Below are 21319 nucleotides of genomic sequence, written 5' to 3'. Positions count from 1 at the left end.
GCCCCTATTGACGCACAACAACAATCACGGTACCCAATGCAAGAAGCGAATCGAACGAAATCCCCTTCGCGCGCCTTAGGCCGGATAAGCCCGGTTGCAGGCGCCGTTCTGGCTCTGAGTCTACTGGCAGGATGTCAGACATCCCCTCTGCAACAATCGCCAGAAACCGCGAATTCCTCTGTCGGCACGGGTTCAGCACAAACGGCCGGCGAACAACACGGCAAAGCGAAAACACCGCCTGCACCAAAACCGGTGGTTATCACCAATCTCTGGGATCGCATTATTCCCGGCCTGGCCATGAACCTCGACCAGGATGAACCGAGAATCCGGGCGGAACTGCACTACTACCGCCGCCATCAAGGGTACTTTGACCGTGTAATCAACCGCGCCTCCCCTTACCTCTACCACATTGTTGAAGAGGTCCAGGAGCGCAATATGCCTATGGAGATGGCGCTACTGCCCGTGGTGGAAAGCGCCTTTGACCCCTTTGCCTACTCCCACGGCCGCGCTGCGGGCCTCTGGCAGTTCATCCCTTCAACGGGGCGCCATTATGGGCTGAAACAGAACTGGTGGTATGACGGACGCCGTGACATCCTGGCCTCAACCGATGCGGCGCTGGATTACCTGCAGGAACTTCACGACGAATTCAATGACTGGGAGCTGGCCCTTGCCGCATACAATGCCGGCAGAGGCACGGTGGCCTCTGCCATCCGCAAGAATCGCAAGAAAGGCAAGCCGACGGATTTCTGGTCACTCAGCCTGCCGCGGGAAACGACCGCTTATGTTCCCCGACTGATTGCGATCTCCAAAATAGTCAGGGATTCCGATACCCATAACATCACCGTGAACCGCGTCGCCAACAAACCTTATTTTGATGTGGTCGAAACCGGGCAGCAGATTGACCTCGCTCGCGCCGCCTCACTGGCAAAAATAGACATTGATGAGCTGTATCGCCTGAACCCGGGCTTCAATCGCTGGGCGACCGATCCCGAAGGGCCGCACCACCTGCTGGTACCCATCGACAAGGCCGATCACTTCCGTCAGGTACTGACTAGCCTGCCAGCAGAGCGCCGCCTGCAGTGGCAGCGTTACACCATTCGCTCTGGCGACAGTCTGCTGACGATATCCAAGCGCTACCAGACGTCCGTTGACCTGATCAAGGAGGTCAACAACCTGACCAGCAATACCATTGTTGCAGGTAAAGCCCTGCTGATCCCGGTGCCCTCCGAGGACAGCGAAGCCTATGCACTCAGTGCAGAACAACGGAAACTGGCGCGACAAAGCCGTTCTGTCAGTGGTCGACAGAAAATGCAGTATCAGGTGAAACCGGGCGACAGCTTCTGGCTGATTGCTAAAGAATATGACGTCAACGTCCGGGCATTGGCTAAGTGGAACAGCATGGCTCCCACTGACACACTGCGCGCAGGTCAGCAACTGGTCATCTGGACTGAACCCGGCAAAGAGAATTCCGGCATTATCCGCAAGGTTAACTACCAGGTTCGAAATGGCGACAACCTCTCCCTGATTGCCGGGCGGTTCAACGTCAAGGTGAACCAGATCAAGCAGTGGAACACCTTGCCGGGCAAATACCTTCAGCCGGGCCAACAACTCACCCTCTACGTGGATGTAACCAGTACCAACTGACACTGAAATCGTAGGCTCCGCACCCCCTGCTATAGTTGGATAAGCATCCAATCAGCAGGGGGATTCTCCAAAACGTGCACGCCTTTTTTATCGCACTCACCGCCTTCCTTCTGGCTGATATTGGGGTTGCACAGGCCGATACTGCTCGCCCTCAAGGCGATATTATCCATTCTCATGGATTCTCACTCCATGAACCACTGAAGTACCCGGCAAATTTCACCCATCTTGCAACAGTCAATCCGGATGCGCCCAAAGGCGGCACCCTGCGATTAATGGCCTATGGCACCTTCGATTCACTCAACCCCTACCTTCTCAAAGGCAATGCGCCATCGGCATTACCCGGCTTTTCCCTACTGGGTGTCAGTGAATTTAATGAGACCCTGATGACAGGTAGTCATGCATTCCAACTGTCCTCCGATGAAATGCAGGTCGCCTATGGGTTGCTGGCAGAGTCTGTCACCTACCCTGAAAACTGTGCCTGGATGACCTTCCATCTCAGGCCTGAAGCCAAGTTTCACGACGGGAGCCCCGTCACACCGGAAGATGTACTGTTTTCATTTCAGGCCTTGCGGCAATGGGGGCATCCCCGCTATCAACTGGCCTACCAAATAGTCGAGCGTGCGGAAGTGACGGGTAAACATGCAATCCGTTTTGATCTCACTTCTGAAAATCACTGCGCCCAGCTCTATACCTTGGCGGAACTGCCGGTACTATCAAAATCGTCCTTTACCAACAAAAACATTCCAAACCCACTTCAGACGACTGACCCGTTGATCCCCCCCCTCAATTCCGGCCCCTATCGCATTACACGGGTGATTCCAGGTAAACAGCTGGTCTTCGAACGGGTGGCCAATTACTGGGGGCGGGATTTGCCGATCAACCGGGGAAAATACAATTTTGATCGAATAATCATAGACTTCTACCGGGATCTTAATGTCGCCTTTGAGCATTTCAAGACAGGCGCCTTCGATGCTTACATTGAAACCGTTGCCAAGAACTGGCACAGCGCCTATGACTATCCAGCCATTAAAACCGGGGCAATAAAAAAACTGGAAATCCCTCTATCCAGTCCGGGAGGCATCAGGGCATTCTTTTTTAATACGCGTCGCCCTCCGTTTAACAACGAGTCAACACGCGCAGCAGTCAGCCTGATGTTTGATTTCAATCTGATCAACCGCCTGCTTTTTTATCAAAGTTATCAGCGAAATCAGAGTATCTTCCCGTTCCTTCAGAACCAGTTATGGGATAGCCCTGATCCAAAGACACTCAATCTGTTAACACCTTTCCGGAAACAACTCCCTGCGAGATTATTTTCAGACCCGCTACCGACTCACCGCGAAACATCCCATCCTGCTGCCGCCAAACGTCAGGCCATCCAGTTACTTGAACAGGCTGGCTGGCTTTACCGGGATCATCGTATGGTTAATGCTCAGGGAATGCCTTTGCATTTCGAGATTATTCACCCCTCAAAAGGGCTGGAGCGTATCGTTCAACATTTTATTAAGAATCTTGCTGACATTGGTGTCCACGTCACCTTGAGAGCATTGGATGCCAGCCAGTACCGTCAGCGACTGAAGCAGTTTGACTTTGACCTCATACATTACCCGATCCCCCAGCGCATGTTGCCCGGACCAGAAGTCATCGACTTCTTTCATTCTTCCAGCGCTCGACAACCCGGCAGTATGAATTTTTCCGGTATCGAAGATCCCGTCATTGACCAGCTGATTTCCGGCTTGTTGACCGCCCGTGGTATTCATGCGCTGCACAGCCACGCCCAAGCCATTGACCGGGTTTTATTGTGGCGGCATTACATTATCCCGGGTTGGCATAGCCCTGTGCTGCGCATCGCCTACAAGGCCAGACTCCAGCATCCCGACCCGCTGCCACAGTATGGGTTCAGTTTTGCCCACTGGTGGGAGCAGACCGCGCGCGCTCACAACCCCACGCACAAGCCGGATTAAGAGGGATATCATCAGCATGCTGCCAAACAGCTTCCGCATTGTCGTCAGCGTCATACTGCTGACCGCCACAGCAGCCTTATCCGCAGAGACGACTATCAGCCACGGCATAGCCCTCCATGGTAATCCGAAATACCCTGCCAATTATGCTCACCTTGATTACGTCAATCCCGACGCACCCAAAGGTGGCACCTTGCATCTCCATGCGACGGGTACATTTGACAGCTTTAATCCCTACATCCTCAAAGGTAAAGAGGCCTTTGGCAGCCTCTTTCTCCACGACACCCTGCTGAGTCGAACAGTGGATGAGCCCCTGAGCAAGTACGGTGTGATCGTCAGACATATTGAGCGGCCGGATGATAACCGCTGGGTGGCCTTCACACTCAATCCGGACGCCCGCTTTCAGGACGGAGCGCCCATCACCGCTGCAGACATTGTCTTCAGCTTCAACACTCTTCTTGAGAAAGGCTCCCCCTTCTGGCGACAGTTTTATGCTGACATCGACTCAGTCACCGCCACATCCCGTGACCGGGTGCTGTTCACCTTCAAAACCGGCCACAACCGGGAACTCCCCTTTATCCTTGGACAAATTCCAGTATTGGCTGAGCACTGGTGGCGCCATCGTGATTTTTCTCACAGCGACCTGCAGCCGCCAGTCGGGAGCGGCTCATATCGGGTTACGGATTTCCAGCCCGGCCGTTATGTTATTTATGAACGCGTCAAGGATTACTGGGCCTCTGACCACCCCTTTAACCGTGGGCGATATAATTTCGACCGGGTACGGGTTGACTACTTCCGTGACCAGACTGTTGCACTGGAAGCCTTCAATAACGGCAGTATTGATATACGCATCGAAGAGAATCCGCGACACTGGCAGCAGGGATACAATCAAAAAGCGCTTCTAAGCAGAGAAATCGTGCAAGAGAAGCATCGAAACCAGAACCCCCAGACACTCTCTCTGGTCTTTAATGCCCGTAAACCGCTACTGAAAGATCGCAGCCTCCGCGAAGCTATCACCTGGCTACTCGAACCGGACTGGATGATCAATCACTTGCTTCACAATGAGTTTAGCCGGGCTCTGAGCCTGTTTTCCGGTACCGATCTGAGCCTGCCAGACAACATGCCCAGCCTAGAAGAAAAAAACTTACTGATGCCCTATAAGGACGTCCTGCAAGCCCCCCTGTTTACAACCCCCTGGCACCCAGCCCCTGCAAACCAAAGCAGTCGACAACGCCTCAAGTATGCCCATCAGATACTACGGACCGCCGGCTACCACATCGATAAAAACCAGCTAAAAACCCCATCAGGCAAAAGCGTCCATCTGGAGTTACTCCTTCATCAGCCAGAGCTGGAGCGTTTATTTCAAGGGCAGCGCAAACGCCTGGCTGAAGCAGGTATTCAGCTGAATATCAGGACGATAGACAGCGCGCTCTATCTAAACCGCGTCCGCCAGTATGATTATGACCTTATTGTCCATACCTTTCGTCATACGCCATCGCCAGGCACGGAGCAATGCAACTTCTGGCACAGCGGTGTCGTGAATATTCCCGGCAGTCTGAATCTGGCCGCAATCAACAATCCCGCTGTAGACGCCCTGTGCGCCAGTATTCCGCAGGCCGGCAGTCGAGCAGCATTGAAAGCCAGGTTGCACGCTATGGAGCGCGCCATACTCTGGCAATACCAGGTTGTTCCCCTGTTTTACATGCCCGACTGGCACATTGCCTATCACGCCAGACTCAGGCACCCCGACACACTGCCCGGTTATGGCATAGACCTCACCACTTGGTGGCTGCGCACACCTGATATTCAAACGCTAGACTAAAACACATTCACCCCATCAAACGGCATGAAGCCGGGCAATAATGCAACAAAGCCCAGCCATTTAATAACCCCTGACGGTTAAACTGATGCGAGCCTATATCGCCCGACGACTCCTGCTGTTTATACCCACACTGTTTGGCATCATGCTAATCAACTTTGCGATTGTCCAGGCGGCGCCCGGTGGCCCCGTCGAGCAAATGATCGCCAAGCTGGAAGGACTGGATACCGACATTACCGGTCGCATCGGCGGGGATGCTGGCAGTGAAATCCAGCAGCCGTTAATGGATCAAAGCAGTGAATACCGAGGCTCCCGAGGACTCGACCCTGACCTTATCCGGGAAATAGAAACACAATACGGTTTCGACAAGCCACCCGTAGAGCGCTTCGTCCGGATGATGTACAGCTACCTGACCTTCGATTTCGGAAGCAGCTTCTACCGTGATATTTCCGTTATTGAACTCATTGCAGAGAAATTGCCAGTCTCGCTCTCTCTCGGGCTATGGAGCACCCTGCTGGTTTACGCCCTCTCCATTCCCCTGGGCATCCGTAAGGCGGTGCGACACGGCAGTCACTTTGATGTCTGGAGCAGTACGCTGGTTACAATCTGTTATGCCGTACCGGGCTTTCTGCTGGCATTATTTCTGATCATTTTTTTTGCAGGTGGCAGCTACTGGCAACTTTTTCCGTTACGGGGACTGGTGTCCGATGATTTCGACACGCTGTCGTTAGCAGGTAAAGTGGCTGATTATTTCTGGCATCTGGCTCTCCCGCTGACAGCCATGGTACTTGGCAGTTTTGCCACGCTCACCTTTCTGACCAAAAACGCCTTCCTGGACCAGATGGCTCGTCAATACGTGATGACAGCACGTGCCAAAGGACTCAATGAGCGGCAAGTGCTCTACGGCCATGTGTTTCGCAACGCCATGCTGATCGTTATTGCCGGCTTTCCTGCGGCGCTGATCAGCATCCTGTTTACCAACAGCCTGCTGATTGAAGTGGTCTTTTCCCTTGATGGATTGGGCTTGCTCGGTTTTGAAGCCGCCATCAGCCGGGACTATCCCGTGGTGTTCGGAACACTCTATATCTTCACACTACTCGGGCTCATCGCAAGACTGCTGGGTGACCTGACCTATGTTCTGGTTGACCCTCGCATTGATTTCGAGACAAGGGGTTACTGATGCGGCTGCGACCTCATAATCAGAAACGGTGGCAACGATTCAAGGCAAATCGCCGGGGCTATGCCTCCTTATGCCTGTTCCTGATGTTATTTGCCCTGGTACTCATGGCAGAGCTGATTGCCAACGACAAACCCCTGCTGGTTCGCTATGAAAACCAATTCCATGTGCCGGTCCTGTTTGACTACCCGGAAACCACTTTTGGTGGCGACCTACCACTCCGCACAGATTACCGGGAACAGGATATCCAAGCACAAATCCTTCAGCAGGGCTGGATACTCTGGCCCCCGATACGCTATTCGCACGATACCATCAATTTTGATCAGCCCGCACCGGCGCCCCCTTCTTCCGAGAACTGGCTGGGCACGGATGACCAGGGACGTGATGTCCTGGCTAGGGTTATCTATGGACTCAGGATTTCCATCCTCTTCAGCCTGATACTGACCCTGTTCAGCACCCTGATCGGCATCGTGGCGGGGGCACTCCAGGGTTACTATGGCGGGCGCATCGATCTGTTTGGACAACGCTTCCTTGAAATATGGTCAGGTCTTCCGATGCTCTACCTGCTGATCATCCTGGCCAGCCTGGTTGAACCCGGTTTCTGGTGGCTACTGGGCACCATGCTGCTGTTCTCCTGGACAGCCCTGGTCGATGTCGTCAGGGCAGAATTCCTTCGAGGCAGAAACCTGGACTATGTCAGGGCAGCACGAGCATTGGGCGTCACCGATACCCGGCTGATGTTCAGGCATATCCTGCCCAATGCGATGGTCGCCACCCTGACCTTTATACCGTTTATCCTCACCGGCGCGATCAGTACGCTGACCTCCCTCGACTTTCTGGGTTTTGGCCTGCCTGTTGGTTCACCGTCCCTCGGCGAGCTGATTGCCCAGGGCAAAAACAACCTGCAGGCTCCCTGGCTGGGCATTACCGCCTTCCTGGCTCTGTCAGTCCTGCTGACGCTACTGGTCTTTATCGGTGAAGCGGTCAGAGATGCCATGGACGCAGGAGCCACTGTATGAGCCTGCTGGACATAGCGGATTTATCCGTGCGATTGCACGATAGCCAGAAAGAGCTGGTGAAATCGCTGTCATTCTCCATTGAAGCGGGAGAAACCGTTGCTTTGGTGGGCGAATCAGGTTCAGGCAAGACCCTGACAGCCCTCAGCATTATGGGATTACTGCCCCACCACACCCGCGCTTCTGGTCATATACACTTCCAAGGACACAATCTGCTGACGCTTGGAAACCAGGCACTAGCGAACCTGCGCGGCAACCGACTCGGCATGATCTTCCAGGAGCCCCTGAGCGCATTAAATCCTCTCCATACGGCGGGAAGACAGATCAGTGAAACCCTGATACGCCACCAGGGACTGAGCGACCGACAGGCGAAAACCGAGACACTCGCACTCCTTGAACGGGTAGGCATCAAGCAGATTGAACAGAAATATAATGCCCTGCCCCACGCATTATCCGGCGGCCAACGCCAGCGTGTTATGATCGCCATGGCACTGGCCAACCGTCCCGACCTGTTGATTGCGGATGAGCCTACGACTGCACTGGATGTCACCGTCCAACAAAAGATTCTGGCGCTACTGGACAGCTTACGGGATGAGTACGACCTCTCCGTACTATTAATCAGCCATGACCTGAACCTGGTCAAACACCATGCATCACGGGTTGCTATCATGGCAGACGGGCAGATGATTGAATCAGGGGCCGTTGAATCCGTATTGCATGATCCCCAACAGCCATTGACCAAAACATTGATTAACGCCACCCCCCAGGGCTCTGCCTCTCCTCTTCCGCCAAACGCACCTGACGTAATGCGTGCATCAGAGATCACGGTACGTTTTCCTGAAAAAAAGGGGGTTCTGGGTACCATTAAGTCCTGGCATTATGCCGTTCGTAATGTATCACTGGTGTTAAAAGCCGGTGAAACCCTGGGACTGGTCGGAGAAAGCGGCTCGGGGAAAACAACGCTGGCATGCGCACTCCTGAAGTTGCAGCCCTTCTCGGGCAACATTCAACTTCGCCAGCAAAACATTGACCAGCTGTCACGTAAAGCATTCCGCCCTTTCCGTCGCCACCTCCAGATCGTCTTTCAGGATCCATTTGGTAGCTTGAGCCCCCGACTGACGGTTGAAGAAATCGTCGCTGAAGGGCTTCACATCCATTGCCCTGACAATCCGGATATGATCAGGCAACAGGTCATCAGCGCCCTTCAGGATGTTCAGCTACCGGACACCATTCTGAACCGCTACCCCCACGAATTCTCCGGCGGACAACGCCAGCGAATCGCGATTGCCCGGGCGCTGGTGCTTAAGCCCAAAGTACTGATACTTGATGAACCCACCTCTGCGCTGGATCGAACAGTACAGTGCCAAATCATCAACCTTCTCAAAGCGTTACAAAAGAAACATCATCTCAGCTATCTGATAATCAGCCATGACCTCGCCATTATCAGGGCCGTTAGCCATCGCATCATAGTCATGCTCCATGGTGAAATTATTGAATCCGGTAATACGGAAGACGTGTTCCAACACCCCGCCCAAGCCTATACACGCCAGCTCCTGCAGGCTTCGTTGACAGATAATTACATAAAATAAAGTGCCGTTATCGAAACCGGCTGATGGTTTCTCTATACTGGCGGAATTTGTCGATATAAAGGAATTCCAGATGGCTTTTCTCAAGGGAAAACGTGCACTGATCGTGGGCGTTGCCAGCAAATTGTCTATTGCCAGCGGCATCGCAGAAGCTATGCACCGGGAAGGCGCCGAACTGGCCTTCACCTATCAGAATGAAAAACTGAAGGGGCGAGTAGAGAAATTCGCTGAGCAGTGGGGCTCTTCCCCTGATTTGTGTTTCCCCTGTGATGTCGCCAACGATGAACAAATCGAGGCCGTATTTACTGAACTGGCCAAGCAATGGGACGGCCTGGACATCATTATCCATGCCGTAGGCTTTGCACCGGGCGACCAGCTCAGCGGTAATTTTGCCGATGTCACCACCCGTGACGGCTTCCGCATTGCCCATGACATCAGCGCCTACAGCTTCATCGCACTGGCCAAAGCCGGCCGTCAGATGATGGCGGGACGTAATGGCGCGTTACTGACCCTGTCGTACCTTGGCGCTGAGCGCACCATGCCCAACTACAACGTGATGGGCCTGGCCAAAGCCAGTCTCGAAGCCAGTGTCCGTTACCTGGCAACCGGCCTGGGTGAAGAAGGCACCCGGGTCAATGCCATCTCTGCCGGCCCCATCCGTACCCTGGCAGCCAGCGGCATTAACAGCTTCCGCAAGATGCTGGCCCATAATGAAGAACGGGCACCACTGCGCAGGAACGTCACGCAGCTCGAAGTCGGCAATGTGGCGGCCTTCCTCTGCTCTGATCTCGCCAGTGGCGTTACCGGTGAAATTACCTATGTCGATGGCGGCTTCAACATCACCGCGATGGGGCAACTGCCAGAGTAGTCCTGCATTTACTAAGGATAAAAAAGGCCGGAGAATCCGGCCTTTTTTATCTGCATGAAAAACTTAGCTTTCTGAGTCTTGCGCAAATCGCTTAACATCCGCAGTATTTTTCAGATCCTGCTGATACTCGCCAAAGAGCGCTTCTCCCATCCGCATGGAAAGAATATTGCCAATCGTCTGCACTTGCTCAGACTCAACGGCCTCCGTTCCCTGCACCACCTTGTTTACGGCAACCACAACCACATCGCCATTCGGCAACGCCGTTTTTCCGTAACTGGCCATGCCTGCTTGCGGATGCGGCAATTTAAACGCATCCATGAGTAACTGCTGGGGCACGCCCTCTTCACCGCGTCTGGCGTTTTCTTTGATCTGCCACTCTGCCGCATAGGCCTCGGCAACCTCAGCACCCGTTTTGCCAGCGCCAAGCTCGGCAAGGATCGCACCGGCTTTGTCGTTCAGCTGCTGGTCAGCACGTTCTTGCTGAATCTGTGCAACGATAGCATCACGAACATCAGACAATGGCTTCACTTCCGGCTGTTTATGTTCCTTGATTCGAACAACCGCAACCTTACCAGGACCAATATCCAAAGGCTCACTGTTCGCCTGGAGGTTCAGAACATCATCACTGAAAGCCGCATCGATAACCGCACGATTTTCTGCAACCCCTTCGCCACCACGACGACCAAACAGGTCAGTCGCTTGCACGTCGAGACCCAATTCTTCAGCTGGCTGCTGGAGATCCGCCGCCTCAAAGCTGATATCTGCCAGCTTCTGGGATTGCTCAACAAACAAAGGATCGACGGCACTTTCCTTAAACTCCCTGACGAGTTCATTCCGCATAGCTGCCAACGTGGGAATATCAACCTCAGTACCTGCAGTACGCTTGATCAACACCACACCAAAATCGGTTAATACGGGCTGGGAAACTTCGCCCTTGGTCAGTGCAGCCAGGGCTTCATCGAAGGCGGCTCCAAGGAAACCGGTCTCAACAGCACCCAGATCACCACCCTTGGCAGCAGAATCAGGCTCTTCGGAATACTCGCGAGCCAGTACTGAGAAGTCTTCGCCCTTATTCATACGCTGCCTGAGTTCGTCTGCGAGGGCGAGGGTTGCTTTCTCGTCGCGGGTCTCACTGGACTCAAGCAATATCATGGACGCGGTGACGGTATTGTCAGCCTTCTCTTTTTGATCAGCCACACGCGCGTCATAGCGCGCCTTGATATCAGCCTCACTGACCTCAATCTGCTCCGCCAGTTTGGAGCGATCCAGAACCACATACTCCAGGCTGACTTGCTCAGGCGTCATATATTCAGCCTGATGATCCTGGTAATAAGAGGTAATGGTCTCTTCATCAACCTTTACAGCCTTTCGTGCAGCAGCGACATCCAACGTCAGCCAGGCAACATCACGGGTCTGCTGCTGTATATCTGTCAGCATCTGTACTTCATACGGCGTGGCAAATTCGGAGCCGGCAATACTGGCACGGATATGAGATGCCAGTAGCTCTTCTCGGAGATATTGCCGAAATTGCACTGGCGTCATACCGAGAGAACGTACCAACTGCTGGAAACGGTTGGCATCAAATTGCCCATCCACCTGGAATTCCGGTGTTGAACGGATCAGTTGATCAACGCTCTGGGCTGAGATGGACATCCCCACTTTGTCCGCATACTGGCGGACGACTTCCTTCTGGATCAAACCTTCCAGTGCAGCCTGTTGCAGCATCTGGTCATTGAACATGGAGGGATCAAAATTGCCGCCCAGCTGCTGCATCAATAGCCGCCGCTGCTGATCAACCGCCTGCATCAGTTGCTGCTGGGTGATCTCCTGACCATTTACTTCGGCGACTTCAGGGTTATTAGGGTTCGGAGCCAGTGACTCCAGACCGAAGATAGCAAAGGTAAAGGCAATAAAGGCAATAATCGCCTTGGCGATCCAGCCCTGGGCCTTATCCCTCATGTTTTGCAGCATAGAAACCTCAACAACGTCCTGTGAATCGAATTCTGTATGAATGCAACAACCTGATAGTCAACCGGCCAATCCCTGCTTCAGACTCCGCGGGCATCGCCGGCCAAGGCCTACTGTGCACGTCATAGGATGAAAAGTAGTGAATAATAATAAAAAGGCGTATCCATGGATACGCCTTTTTTTATCTCAACCCCCTGCACATACCCGTTTGTGCGTACGCAATAGCCTCCTGACAGGGATCACCATTCGCGTTAAAGGGTGAGCGTCGGTTATCTTAGTTAACGGCGTCCTTCAACGCCTTGCCAGCTTTGAAGCTGGGGATCTTGGCTGCTGCGATCTGGATCGGCTGACCCGTCTGAGGATTACGGCCGGTACGTGCAGCACGCTCCTTGACCGCAAACGTACCAAAACCAACCAGCGCCACTTGATCACCGCTCTTCAGTGCGCCGGTAATGGAATCTACAACCGCATCCAGCGCGCGACCGGCAGCGGCTTTCGGGATATCCGCAGACTCAGCAATTGTCTCGATCAGTTCAGACTTGTTCACTTCATTCCCCTTCTTGTGACATGGTGTTTCGATGGTCTACGCAAGGGCTCAGCCATCGTGGTACGTGCTTCACCAGTTTTTCCGGCTACTTCTGTCACACACTAACCAACAAAGGGGGTGATGACTGAATGGGCATACCGGAAGGAACTGCCATACATTTTGACCTGCAAAAACCGCAAAGTTTTATACCAATACGCTTCAGTCACTGTCAAGAAAGCCCCGCCCTGCAAGGGTTTCAGAGATACAGAATCAGTATAAATAGACTATTTTCCGGCAGGCCGTGTAGAAAATCGAAGAATATTACCCAAAAACAGCTGTAGCGAGCTTAGGCCCGCTACAGGTTAAAAGAAGATTTTAATGTGTACTGACCAAGTCGCCACGGGCAGTCTCGGCTTTCCCCTTCGCATCCTCGACGGCGGCGTCCTGATCTTTTGACTGCGGCTCCGGCATAAATTTCAATGCCAGCTCCAGCACTTCATCAATCCACTTAACCGGGCAGATTTCAAGATCCTGCTTGATATTATCCGGAATCTCTTTGAGATCCTTCTTGTTCTCGGAAGGTATGATCACTGTTTTTATCCCACCACGGTGAGCTGCCAACAGTTTCTCTTTCAAACCACCGATCGCCAGAACCTGACCGCGCAAGGTAATCTCCCCGGTCATCGCCACATCCGCACGTACCGGGATACCGGTGAATACCGAGGCCAGTGCCGTGCACATAGCAATCCCCGCACTAGGACCATCCTTCGGTGTCGCGCCTTCCGGGACATGGATATGAACATCGTGGCTCTCATGAAAATCGGGTTTGATACCAAGCACAGGCGCCCGACTTCTCACAACAGTCATTGCGGCCTGAATAGACTCCTGCATGACATCGCCCAGTGACCCCGTCTTGATAACCTGGCCTTTCCCGCTAGTCGCCACGGTCTCAATCGTCAGCAATTCACCACCCACCTGAGTCCAGGCCAGACCGGTTACCTGACCAATCTGATCCTTTTCCTCAGCGAGGCCATAGGTAAACTTTTGAACGCCGGAATAATGATCAAGATCGTCTGGCACGATTTGACCAGGCACATCATGAACACCTAACGCCTGCTCTTTAACCAGCTTTCGGCATATTTTGGCAATTTCCCGCTCTAATCCCCGAACACCAGCTTCGCGCGTGTAATAACGTACAAGATCACGAATGGTATTCTCATCAAATTGGGTTTCGCCCTTCTTCAAACCGGCATTTTTGAGCTGCTTAGGCAACAGATACCGTTCAGAGATATTGATCTTCTCCTGCTCGGTATAACCCGGAATTCTGATCACCTCCATACGATCCAACAGCGGCGCCGGGATATTCATGGAATTGGAGGTACAGACGAACATGACATCGGAGAGATCGTAATCCACTTCCAGATAGTGGTCATTGAAGCTGTTGTTCTGCTCTGGATCCAGCACTTCCAATAACGCAGATGCTGGATCACCGCGCATATCAGAGCCCATCTTATCAATTTCATCCAGAAGAAAGAGCGGATTCTTGACGCCCGACTTGGCCATTTTCTGTACCAGCTTACCAGGCATGGAGCCAATATAGGTCCTTCTATGGCCGCGAATTTCAGCTTCATCGCGCACACCACCCAGTGCCATGCGTACAAACTTACGATTGGTCGCCCTGGCTATAGACTCTCCCAGTGACGTTTTACCCACTCCAGGCGGCCCAACCAAACACAGAACAGGCCCTTTTATCTTACGAACACGCTGCTGAACCGCCAGATACTCAAGAATACGATCCTTAACTTCCTCCAGACCATAATGATCCTCATTGAGGATTGTTTCCGCTTTTTTCAGATCATGGCGAACTTTGCTACGTTTTTTCCAGGGGATACTCAGCATCCAGTCTATATAACCACGAACGACTGTTGCTTCTGCTGACATCGGTGACATCTGCTTCAGCTTCTTCAACTCAGACATGGTCTTATCGAGCGCTTCAGCGGTCATGCCAGCAGCCTCTACTTTCTCCTTGAGGCTATCAAACTCATCGACACCATCCTCGATACTGCCCAGCTCTTTCTGAATGGCCTTCATCTGCTCATTCAGATAGTACTCCCGCTGACTCCTTTCCATCTGTTTCTTGACGCGACCACGCACCCGCTTCTCAACCTGAAGCAGATCAATCTCGGTTTCGATCAGTGCGATCAGATGCTCAAGCCGTTCAAAGATGTCGTCAACTTCCAGAATCTTTTGTTTGTCTTCTATCTTGAGGACCATATGGGCAGAAACGGTATCTGCCAGTCTCTCAGGGTCATCGACTTCAGTGAGGGAGTTCAGGACTTCTGTCCCCACCTTTTTGCTGAGCTGCACATACTGCTCAAATTTGTTGTAGAGCGTCTGCGTCAGAACTTCAGAGCGCCGCGCTTCAACCGGAAAGGATTCTTGAACATCAGCGAGTGCTGCGCAATAGTCACCACAATCACGGAATTCGGCAATATTAGCTCTTGCGGCCCCTTCCACCAGAACCTTCACCGTTCCGTCAGGCAGTTTCAACATCTGCAAGATGGTTGATAGCGTACCGACCTCGTAGATTTCATCAGGACCCGGATCGTCATCCTGAGCATTCTTTTGAGCCACAAGCAGCACACGGCGATCACCGGCCATGGCCTTTTCAAGGGCTTTGATCGATTTATCCCTGCCGACGAACAATGGAATAACCATATGGGGATAGACGACAACATCCCGGAGTGGCAAAAGCGGTAGCTCCACCGTCTCATGGCAGCGGGTGAGATCCTGATTTTCCATACGCAGCCCTCTCTTCTGATACTCCTGACGGTCAGAGAACACGCTGACAACTCAGTGCAGCGCCAGCGACTACCGCAGACCGCCTTACAGTCACTAAGATGAGGGCTTACGAACAAAAATACAAGGACAAAATGACCTGCATCAAAAAACGCTGACCACTTTGTCACCACTGACCAAAATTATTGAAATATAAATAAAAAAGCGAAGCTGAGCACTGGAAAAGGGAATCAGCAGAGGAGAAGGGAGGAGGCAATGAATGAAAAAAGAGGTGACAATCGCATGATTGTCACCTCGCAGGATGACTTACTCTTCTGGTAGCGCTTTTTGCGTTTCAGTATTTTCGTAAATCAAAATAGGAGCAGTTTCACCCCGAATCACATTTCCATCAATGACCACCTTGGAAATAGTCTTATCCGAAGGCACGTCATACATGATCTCAAGCAACACGTTTTCAAGGATAGAACGCAAGCCACGAGCACCGGTTTTTCGCTCCATCGCCTGACGAGCCACTTCTCGCAATGCCTCATCACGAAAATCGATATCCACCCCTTCCATTTCCAGAAGGCGTGAATACTGCTTGGTCAGCGCATTCTTAGGCTCCGTCAAAATTCTGATCAGCGCCTCTTCATCCAACTCTTCAAGCGTTGCGGCAACCGGCAGTCGACCAACAAACTCAGGGATCAGGCCATATTTAACCAGATCTTCGGGCTCAACATCCTTGAATGTCTCACCAAGACTTTTCTTGACATCTTTGCTTTTGACATCTGCAGAAAAGCCAATACCGCCCTTCTCTGTCCGGTCGCGAATCACTTTTTCCAGACCCGCAAATGCACCACCACAAATAAAGAGAATATTGGAGGTATCAACCTGCAAGAATTCTTGCTGCGGATGCTTACGCCCGCCCTGAGGCGGAACCGATGCCACAGTACCCTCAATCAGCTTGAGAAGCGCCTGTTGCACGCCTTCACCTGATACATCCCGGGTAATGGACGGATTGTCGGCCTTTCTTGAAATTTTGTCGATTTCATCGATATAGACAATGCCCATCTGAGCCTTTTCTACATCATAATCGCATTTCTGAAGCAACTTCTGGATGATGTTTTCAACATCTTCACCCACATAACCTGCTTCTGTTAACGTCGTTGCGTCCGCAATCGTGAAAGGGACATTCAACAGACGCGCCAGCGTTTCAGCAAGCAATGTTTTACCGGAACCCGTCGGCCCCACCAGAAGGATGTTACTCTTCCCGAGCTCTACATCATCTTTGTTGCGGCTTTCACCCGCCTGAAGTCGCTTGTAGTGGTTATAGACTGCAACGGACAACACCTTCTTGGCACGCTGCTGACCTATAACATACTCATCCAGAATATCCTTGATCTCTCTGGGCGCGGGAAGCTTGTCACTGCTACCTTCCGGTGCTGCTTCCTGAACCTCTTCACGGATAATATCGTTACAGAGATCAACACATTCATCACAAATAAAGACCGATGGGCCCGCAATCAGCTTCCGCACTTCATGCTGGCTTTTGCCGCAGAAGGAGCAGTAAAGCAGCTTGCCGCTATCATCACCCTTGCCGTTGCTCTGGTCGGTCATTCAAATACCCTGTTTTCTGGGATAACCCTTTTACAACAAGATGCTGGTTTTACCGTCACATTTCAAGGGGGTCAGACAGAGAAAAGGTAATCGCCTTGTCCGTACTGCTGACCACCCGAAATGCCATGGGTCAGCCCAGGCTTCTACTCGGAAACCTGGCGCTTATCCATCACCTCATCAATCAGACCATACTCCTTGGCCTGAAGGGCATCCATAAAGTTGTCACGGTCAGTATCTCTTTCAACCACTTCCATGGGCTGGCCGGTATGATGTGACAAGACCTTGTTCAGTTTGTCCTTGATGGTCAGAATCTCTTTGGCATGAATTTCAATATCAGACGCCTGACCCTGGAACCCACCCAAAGGCTGATGAATCATCACTCGGGAGTGTGGTAGACAATAACGCTTACCCGCAGCACCGGAAGCCAGCAGCAATGCACCCATACTGGCTGCCTGCCCGACACAATAGGTACAGACATCAGGCTTGATAAATTGCATGGTGTCATAGATTGCCATACCCGCCGTGACAGAACCGCCGGGAGAATTGATATAAAGGTGAATATCCTTATCCGGGTTTTCTGACTCCAGAAACAGCATCTGGGCAACAATCAGGTTAGCCATGTAATCTTCAACCTGGCCCACCATAAAAATAACCCGCTCTTTTAACAGGCGGGAATAAATATCGTAGGAACGCTCACCCCTGGCAGATTGCTCCACCACAATGGGCACCAGCCCACCGGCTGCAGATATTTGGGGAGCGCTGTAATCAGTGAATCTGGACATATCCTGGAATGGCTCCTTGTCGGTGTGGGAGCACTGTCTCCGACAGTGCTCCGGTCTTGCTGAGAAGATCAGCGGCAGGCTCAGGCCTGTGCTTCAGCCTCTTCTTCAGCGGCATGTTGTTGAGCAGGCTTGATGGCCTCTTCGTAACTGCACTCAGCTTCAGAAACCTGCGCAGCATCGAGAATAGTATCCACCACCTGTTCTTCCAGTACAACATACTGCACCTGGCTCAGCTGCTGCTCATTGCTGTAGTACCAGTCAATCACCTGCTGAGGCTGCTGGTAAGCAGAAGCAATGTCTTCGATCATGCTGCGCACACGGTTATCATCGACCTTGATCTCTTTAACCTTAACGATCTCACCGACCAGCAGGCCAAGCTTGACGCGCTTGTCAGCTTCATCTTTAAACAGTTCAGCTGGCAGGTTTTTCGGATCAATACCGCTGTTGGCACCACCAAACTGGGCAACCGCCTGATGACGCAGACGATCAATCTCCTGCGCCGCCAGAGCCTGGGGCACATCCAGATTGTGAACAGACAACAGTCCATCCATCACCTGGTTCTTGATCTTGGTCTTGACAGACTGACGCAGTTCACGCTCCATATTCTTACGAATTTCTTCACGGAACGCCTCTTCGCCGCCGTCCTTAACGCCATACTTGGCAAAGAACTCATCGTTCATTTCCGGCAGAACAGGCTGACTGACCGCTTTAACCTTAACGGTAAAGGTCGTCTGCTGACCTTTCAGCTCTTCTGAGTGATACTCTTCCGGGAAGGTCAGCTCAAGCACTTTCTCTTCGCCAGCAGAGGCACCCACCAGGCCATCTTCAAAGCCAGGGATCATCTGACCAGAACCCAGCACCAGCTTCTGATCTTCAGCACTGCCACCCTCAAACGCTTCACCGTTCAGGGTACCAACATAGTCAATCTCTACCTGATCACCGCTCTCGGCAGCACGCTCAACCACTTCCCAGGTACGGCTTTGCTCACGCAGCGTGCTGAGCATGGTATCAACATCAGCATCCTGAACCGTGCTGACGGGCTTTTCGACATTGATCTGAGCAAAGTCTTCCAGGGCGATTTCCGGGTAAACTTCAAATGTTGCAATGAACTCGAAGTCCTTGCCTTCTTCCATCACCGTGGGTTCAACACTGGGAGAACCGGCAGGCTGGAGTTCCTCGCTGGAGATCGCTTCCATGTAGGAGGTCTGCATAACCTCACCCAGTACTTCCTGATAAGCGCCCTTTCCGTAACGCTTCTTGACCACCTTGAACGGTACCTTGCCCGGACGGAAACCATCCAGACGGACACGGCGGCTCATTTCCTTAAGACGCTCCTCAACCTTGGCATCTACATCAGCCGCCGGAACAACAATAGTCAGGCGACGCTCAAGGCCGGAAGTCGTTTCAAGTGAGACTTGCATGGGTATTCCTCATAAAACCAGCTGTAGCAACATTCGGTCACTGAAAAGTGTAACAGGGTATCAAATTCTCATGCATCACTGAATAGTTGATACACATCCCCTTGCTACAAGATCAATCCCCGGAAGACAGTCTTTTATGCGCTTATTATTTGCAACCAAAAGGTACATGGACACATAGGTACCAGCACGACCTTTTCGCGACATACGAAAAATGGGGATAAGGCAAGCTTATCCCCATTTTTAACAATATATGGTGCGGAAGGAGAGACTCGAACTCTCACGCCTTTCGGCACTGGAACCTAAATCCAGCGTGTCTACCAATTCCACCACTTCCGCACAAAAACCCACCAACTTGGCGGGATACTCTTCAAAACTGGGGTGGACGATGGGGATCGAACCCACGACCGCAGGAGTCACAATCCTGAGCTCTACCAACTGAGCTACGCCCACCAACACAACATCAAACACTAACTACAAAGAATTAAGTGGGGTGGACGATGGGAATCGAACCCACGACCGCAGGAGTCACAATCCTGAGCTCTACCAACTGAGCTACGCCCACCACTAAATTCATACTGCCAGAGAGAATCTCACCGATCAGTTGCGAAGCGCATCGTACTGATTTTTAAACAGGATGCAAGCCCCAGCCTCAAACCAAACGACACATCATCAAACCAAAAAACGTTTTCAGAGACTGGCTAAGAAAACCGATCAGAGACACTGCATGGCGCGCCCGGCAGGATTCGAACCTGCGACCCACGGCTTAGAAGGCCGTTGCTCTATCCAACTGAGCTACGGGCGCATATACCCTTTATATCACAGGTTGTAACTGGTCGGGGTAGAGAGATTCGAACTCCCGACATCCTGCTCCCAAAGCAGGCGCGCTACCAGACTGCGCTATACCCCGAATCAGACGCTGCGAAGCGGCATGAGTGCTGCTCAACGACGGGGCGAATATTACCCGCAGCCCTTCGGTTCGTCAACGCCTCTTCGCCTACCTTTTTTCGTTAGGAAACGAGGACTTATAAAAAGCATTAACGAAAATGCCACTCACTGGTTTCTCTTTAGTAAAGAACAGTTTTTACCCCGCAACAAAACCGACCAAATAAAAAGCGTTATCCCCTATCTAAATACAGAACAGATCAACTCGAATAAGAAATCCCACACCTGCCAGAGAAAAGCAATGTCCCTCCAAGCGTTGACCCATGCCACGATTTACCGCCGAAAATCTGTCATACTCCCCGCCTTCCTGAAACAGAAAAAACAAGTCACATCTCATGCACGCAAAGATCATTGATGGCAAACGCATTGCTGACGGGATCACGGACCGCATAGCTGCTGCTGTAAAAACAAGACAGGAACAAGGTCTCCGCACCCCAGGCCTCGCGGTGATACTCCTGGGCGAAGATCCCGCTTCCCGTGTTTATGTTGGCAAGAAACGACGGGACTGCGAAAAAGTCGGCTTCCTTTCTCGCTCCTATGACCTACCCACCGCCACCACTGAAGACCAATTACTCACCCTTATCGATAACCTGAACAACGACCCTGAAATCGACGGCATCCTCGTCCAGCTCCCACTCCCCCCCCACATCAACAGCACTCACGTTATCGAACGCATCCGCCCGGATAAAGATGTTGATGGTTTTCACCCCTACAATATCGGACGTCTCTGCCAACGGAATCCGATGCTACGCCCCTGCACCCCCAAGGGCGTCATGACGCTACTGGAAAGCACTGGTGAATGCCTGCGTGGCAAGAAATCAACGATTGTCGGAGCTTCCAATATTGTTGGCCGTCCCATGATGCTGGAGCTGCTCCTCGCGGGCAGCACTACCACAACTGCACACCGCTTCACCGAAAACCTGGCATCAGAAGTCGCCAGCGCTGATATCGTTATTGTGGGTGTCGGAAAACCTGGACTGGTAAAAGGTGAATGGATCAAACCCGGTAGCATTGTTATTGATGTGGGCATCAACCGCCTGGAAAGCGGCAAACTGGTTGGCGATGTGGAGTTTGAAGCTGCCGCTGAGCGCGCCTCCTGGATCACACCAGTACCTGGCGGCGTCGGACCCATGACCGTCGCAACCCTGCTGGAAAACACACTATATGCTGCCGAGCATCTTCACCCAGACGCATAAGGCACACAAACAAAAAGGCCG

15 protein-coding genes and 5 tRNA genes are annotated in these 21319 nt (G+C 52.3%); 9 read left to right on the top strand and 11 right to left on the bottom strand.

Annotation, left to right across the window (positions count from 1 at the left end; translation table 11 throughout):
* The first annotated feature begins 36 nt into the window (after positions 1-36).
* The 7 genes from KHS78_RS10910 (at position 37) to fabI (ending at position 10068) form a co-directional block, all read left to right on the top strand.
* Complete coding sequence (locus tag KHS78_RS10910; protein ID WP_211828344.1) at positions 37-1644, top strand: lytic transglycosylase; 1608 nt, start codon at positions 37-39, stop codon at positions 1642-1644.
* Between the two features lie 74 nt (positions 1645-1718).
* Positions 1719-3605, top strand: coding sequence for an extracellular solute-binding protein (locus KHS78_RS10905; protein ID WP_211828342.1), 1887 nt, complete (start codon positions 1719-1721; stop codon positions 3603-3605).
* 16 nt (positions 3606-3621) lie between these two features.
* Complete coding sequence (locus KHS78_RS10900) at positions 3622-5424, top strand: extracellular solute-binding protein (protein WP_211828340.1); 1803 nt, start codon at positions 3622-3624, stop codon at positions 5422-5424.
* 85 nt (positions 5425-5509) lie between these two features.
* On the top strand, positions 5510-6601 hold the full coding sequence (locus KHS78_RS10895; protein WP_211828338.1) for a microcin C ABC transporter permease YejB: 1092 nt from the start codon (positions 5510-5512) through the stop codon (positions 6599-6601).
* Positions 6601-7617: an ABC transporter permease gene (locus KHS78_RS10890; RefSeq protein ID WP_211828336.1), complete on the top strand. Its 1017-nt coding sequence runs from the start codon at positions 6601-6603 to the stop codon at positions 7615-7617. The genes KHS78_RS10895 and KHS78_RS10890 overlap by 1 nt, the downstream gene beginning before the upstream one ends.
* Positions 7614-9203, top strand: a complete 1590-nt coding sequence (locus KHS78_RS10885) for an ABC transporter ATP-binding protein (protein WP_211828334.1) — start codon at positions 7614-7616, stop codon at positions 9201-9203. Before KHS78_RS10890 ends, KHS78_RS10885 begins: the two co-directional genes overlap by 4 nt.
* Positions 9204-9273: 70 nt before the next feature.
* A complete protein-coding gene (fabI, locus tag KHS78_RS10880) occupies positions 9274-10068 on the top strand; it encodes an enoyl-ACP reductase FabI (RefSeq protein WP_211828325.1) in 795 nt (264 codons plus the stop codon).
* A 63-nt stretch (positions 10069-10131) separates the two neighbouring features.
* Here fabI and KHS78_RS10875 read toward each other — a convergent pair whose 3' ends face one another.
* From KHS78_RS10875 to KHS78_RS10825, 11 genes are all read right to left on the bottom strand, one after another.
* Positions 10132-12039 carry a SurA N-terminal domain-containing protein gene (locus tag KHS78_RS10875; protein WP_211828323.1) on the bottom strand — a complete coding sequence of 636 codons (1908 nt, stop codon included), beginning with the start codon at positions 12037-12039 and terminating at the stop codon, positions 10132-10134.
* Positions 12040-12310: 271 nt separating this feature from the next.
* Positions 12311-12583, bottom strand: a complete 273-nt coding sequence (hupB, locus tag KHS78_RS10870) for a nucleoid-associated protein HU-beta (protein WP_211828321.1) — start codon at positions 12581-12583, stop codon at positions 12311-12313.
* Positions 12584-12937: 354 nt separating this feature from the next.
* On the bottom strand, positions 12938-15364 hold the full coding sequence (gene lon / locus KHS78_RS10865) for an endopeptidase La (RefSeq protein ID WP_211828319.1): 2427 nt from the start codon (positions 15362-15364) through the stop codon (positions 12938-12940).
* A gap of 303 nt (positions 15365-15667) precedes the next feature.
* The gene (clpX, locus tag KHS78_RS10860; RefSeq protein ID WP_211828317.1) at positions 15668-16957 is read right to left on the bottom strand and encodes an ATP-dependent Clp protease ATP-binding subunit ClpX; all 1290 of its coding nucleotides are present in this window, start codon (positions 16955-16957) and stop codon (positions 15668-15670) included.
* A 143-nt stretch (positions 16958-17100) separates the two neighbouring features.
* Positions 17101-17739, bottom strand: a complete 639-nt coding sequence (gene clpP / locus KHS78_RS10855; protein WP_211828315.1) for an ATP-dependent Clp endopeptidase proteolytic subunit ClpP — start codon at positions 17737-17739, stop codon at positions 17101-17103.
* An 80-nt stretch (positions 17740-17819) separates the two neighbouring features.
* Complete coding sequence (gene tig / locus KHS78_RS10850) at positions 17820-19160, bottom strand: trigger factor (protein WP_211828314.1); 1341 nt, start codon at positions 19158-19160, stop codon at positions 17820-17822.
* Positions 19161-19411: 251 nt separating this feature from the next.
* Positions 19412-19496: transfer RNA gene (locus KHS78_RS10845), tRNA-Leu, on the bottom strand.
* Positions 19497-19534: 38 nt separating this feature from the next.
* Positions 19535-19610 (bottom strand) — tRNA-His (locus KHS78_RS10840).
* Between the two features lie 36 nt (positions 19611-19646).
* A tRNA-His gene (locus KHS78_RS10835) sits at positions 19647-19722 on the bottom strand.
* Positions 19723-19885: 163 nt separating this feature from the next.
* Positions 19886-19962 (bottom strand) — tRNA-Arg (locus KHS78_RS10830).
* 28 nt (positions 19963-19990) lie between these two features.
* Positions 19991-20067 (bottom strand) — tRNA-Pro (locus KHS78_RS10825).
* A 21-nt stretch (positions 20068-20088) separates the two neighbouring features.
* Here KHS78_RS10825 and KHS78_RS10820 point away from each other — a divergent pair.
* Positions 20089-20457 carry a hypothetical protein gene (locus tag KHS78_RS10820; RefSeq protein WP_211828305.1) on the top strand — a complete coding sequence of 123 codons (369 nt, stop codon included), beginning with the start codon at positions 20089-20091 and terminating at the stop codon, positions 20455-20457.
* Complete coding sequence (gene folD, locus KHS78_RS10815) at positions 20438-21298, top strand: bifunctional methylenetetrahydrofolate dehydrogenase/methenyltetrahydrofolate cyclohydrolase FolD (protein WP_211828303.1); 861 nt, start codon at positions 20438-20440, stop codon at positions 21296-21298. Before KHS78_RS10820 ends, folD begins: the two co-directional genes overlap by 20 nt.
* Positions 21299-21319 lie beyond the last annotated feature (21 nt).

The organism is Kistimonas asteriae (assembly GCF_018263925.1).
GTDB lineage: Bacteria > Pseudomonadota > Gammaproteobacteria > Pseudomonadales > Endozoicomonadaceae > Kistimonas > Kistimonas asteriae.
This window is presented reverse-complemented; position numbering and strand designations above follow the sequence as displayed.

What these genes read in the sequence shown, in the direction of transcription:
- KHS78_RS10875 (WP_211828323.1), bottom strand. Translation starts at nt 12,039, where the DNA reads ATGCTGCAAAACATGAGGGATAAGGCCCAGGGCTGGATCGCCAAGGCG.
- KHS78_RS10890 (WP_211828336.1), top strand. Translation starts at nt 6,601, where the DNA reads ATGCGGCTGCGACCTCATAATCAGAAACGGTGGCAACGATTCAAGGCA.
- KHS78_RS10885 (WP_211828334.1), top strand. Translation starts at nt 7,614, where the DNA reads ATGAGCCTGCTGGACATAGCGGATTTATCCGTGCGATTGCACGATAGC.
- KHS78_RS10910 (WP_211828344.1), top strand. Translation starts at nt 37, where the DNA reads ATGCAAGAAGCGAATCGAACGAAATCCCCTTCGCGCGCCTTAGGCCGG.
- tig (WP_211828314.1), bottom strand. Translation starts at nt 19,160, where the DNA reads ATGCAAGTCTCACTTGAAACGACTTCCGGCCTTGAGCGTCGCCTGACT.
- fabI (WP_211828325.1), top strand. Translation starts at nt 9,274, where the DNA reads ATGGCTTTTCTCAAGGGAAAACGTGCACTGATCGTGGGCGTTGCCAGC.
- clpX (WP_211828317.1), bottom strand. Translation starts at nt 16,957, where the DNA reads ATGACCGACCAGAGCAACGGCAAGGGTGATGATAGCGGCAAGCTGCTT.
- clpP (WP_211828315.1), bottom strand. Translation starts at nt 17,739, where the DNA reads ATGTCCAGATTCACTGATTACAGCGCTCCCCAAATATCTGCAGCCGGT.
- KHS78_RS10820 (WP_211828305.1), top strand. Translation starts at nt 20,089, where the DNA reads ATGAGTGCTGCTCAACGACGGGGCGAATATTACCCGCAGCCCTTCGGT.
- KHS78_RS10900 (WP_211828340.1), top strand. Translation starts at nt 3,622, where the DNA reads ATGCTGCCAAACAGCTTCCGCATTGTCGTCAGCGTCATACTGCTGACC.
- KHS78_RS10895 (WP_211828338.1), top strand. Translation starts at nt 5,510, where the DNA reads ATGCGAGCCTATATCGCCCGACGACTCCTGCTGTTTATACCCACACTG.
- folD (WP_211828303.1), top strand. Translation starts at nt 20,438, where the DNA reads ATGCACGCAAAGATCATTGATGGCAAACGCATTGCTGACGGGATCACG.
- lon (WP_211828319.1), bottom strand. Translation starts at nt 15,364, where the DNA reads ATGGAAAATCAGGATCTCACCCGCTGCCATGAGACGGTGGAGCTACCG.